Origin of the sequence: Thiolapillus sp., from assembly GCF_048562965.1 — a bacterium.
GTDB classification, from domain to species: Bacteria; Pseudomonadota; Gammaproteobacteria; order Chromatiales; family Chromatiaceae; genus Thiolapillus; species Thiolapillus brandeum_A.
This window is the reverse complement of the sequence record NZ_JBHNMF010000557.1, coordinates 1-2041: the sequence shown is the minus strand read 5'-3', so window position 1 is coordinate 2041 and position 2041 is coordinate 1. Positions and strand designations below refer to the sequence as shown.

Genomic DNA, 2041 nt, shown 5'->3' with positions numbered 1-2041 from the left:
CGTCCATAGCGGCCTCCAGAAGTTTGTGTTGATTTCTCTTCTGAGAGGCCGCGCCTTGCTATGTCAACTATTTTTTGAGATTTTTAGTGGTTTTTCTCCTCTGAAACTCTAAACTCTAGGACCTTGTGTTATATTAAAAAAAGAACATATGTAAGGAATTCGCTGATCCCTGTCCTTTCCATTTCAGCTGCTGAAACGGTGACAGAATGGTCAGGGTTTTCCGAATGTGAAGATACAGGGCATGAATCGACAGTTTCCTGACCTGAATCTTTTGCATGCCTAATTATAATAAGTAAAGTAAGGAGCAAAATTATGTCAAAAGGGCAATCCCTCCAAGACCCTTTCCTCAATGCATTGCGTAAGGAGCGTATTCCTGTATCCATCTTTCTCGTAAACGGCATCAAGCTGCAGGGAACCATTGATTCCTTCGATCAGTTTGTCGTACTTCTCAAGAACACCGTGAGCCAGATGGTTTACAAACATGCCATTTCCACCGTCGTGCCGGCACGGAATGTGCGCCTGGCCCCTTCCCAAGACGGAGAGCAGTCTGATCCCGGCAATCTTTGACAGGATTTGCCCTGACCGGGCGAACGCCGGGGAATTCGAGTTGTTCCTGAATGTTTGACCGTCCCCAGGCTGGTGAAACAGCCATTCTCGTGCATGTTTCCCGGCAGGGAGCCGCCGATCCCGACGAGTTGCAGGAATTCCGTGAGCTCGCGACTTCCGCCGGCGCGCAGGTAGCCGAACTTGTAACCGGTGTGCGCCGCAATCCCGACCCCCGCTATTTCGTGGGCAGGGGCAAGGCGGAGGAAATTCACGCACTGGTGGAATCGCTGGGTGCGGAACTGGTGATTTTCGATCATGCCCTCTCTCCCAGCCAGGAGCGCAACCTGGAAGGCCTGTTCCAGTGCCGTGTGCTGGACCGGTCTGGCCTGATTCTGGATATTTTTGCCCAGCGCGCCCGTTCTTTCGAGGGCAAGCTGCAGGTGGAACTGGCCCAGTTGCGTCACCTGTCCACACGGCTTGTGCGGGGCTGGACGCATCTGGAACGCCAGAAGGGGGGTATCGGGCTGCGGGGTCCGGGTGAAACCCAGCTGGAAACGGACCGTCGCCTGCTGAACCAGCGCATTGACCAGATACGCCGGCGGCTGAAGAAAGTGGACAGCCAGCGTGACCAGGTCCGCAAGGCCCGGCGCCGGGCGGATGTACCCACGGTTTCCCTGGTGGGTTATACCAATGCTGGTAAATCCACCCTGTTCAACCGGCTCACCCATGCCCATGTGTATGCCAGGGATCAGCTGTTTGCCACGCTGGATCCAACCCTGCGACGCCTCAAGCTCCCCGAAGGGGAAAACATCGTGCTGGCGGACACCGTGGGTTTCATCTCAAAACTGCCCCACGAGCTGGTGGCGGCCATCAAGTCCACCCTCCAGGAAACCGTGGAGGCATCACTGCTGCTGCATGTCGTCGATGCCGCCAGTCACCGGCGCGCCGAAAATATTGCCGAAGTGGAAGACGTGCTGCAGCAGATTGGTGCTGACAAGGTGCCGCGGCTGGAAATCTACAACAAGACAGACCTGCTGGAAAAAGCGGAACCCCGGGTCGATCGTGATGAGCTGGGTATGGTGACCCGGGTTTGGTGTTCCGCCCAGACCGGTGACGGCATGGATCTGCTCATCGACGCCCTGCAGGAACGCTTTCACCAGGTGCATGTGCGCAGGCATGTGCATCTCGATCCCACCGACGGACGACTGCGGGCCCTGCTGCATGAGAAGACCCATGTGCTGCAGATCCAGGACCTGGAGGACGGCAGCTGTGAGATGGAAGTGGAGCTGACGGTGACCGACTTTCAGCGCCTGATGAAAAAAGAACCCCGGCTGGCGGTAAAACTTGCTGAATCCTGAGGGATATATCCGTTAGCTGAAGTTTCCCAATTTTTTGGAGCAATGAATATTAGAGTCGACTAATATGGCGGATAAATTAGTACTTGGTAATATTCTTGTTTATTTTGTTTCTTTCGCTTGAAAAACAATAGGTTATT

Annotated in this window: 2 protein-coding genes; both read left to right on the top strand. The window is 54.5% G+C overall.

Translation table 11 applies throughout. The features are described 5' to 3' along the window. The first annotated feature begins 312 nt into the window (after positions 1-312). A complete protein-coding gene (gene hfq, locus ACOCD2_RS17630) occupies positions 313-567 on the top strand; it encodes an RNA chaperone Hfq (RefSeq protein WP_293649953.1) in 255 nt (84 codons plus the stop codon). Positions 568-617: 50 nt separating this feature from the next. Next, positions 618-1904 carry a ribosome rescue GTPase HflX gene (hflX, locus tag ACOCD2_RS17625; protein WP_293649954.1) on the top strand — a complete coding sequence of 429 codons (1287 nt, stop codon included), beginning with the start codon at positions 618-620 and terminating at the stop codon, positions 1902-1904. Positions 1905-2041: the final 137 nt, after the last annotated feature.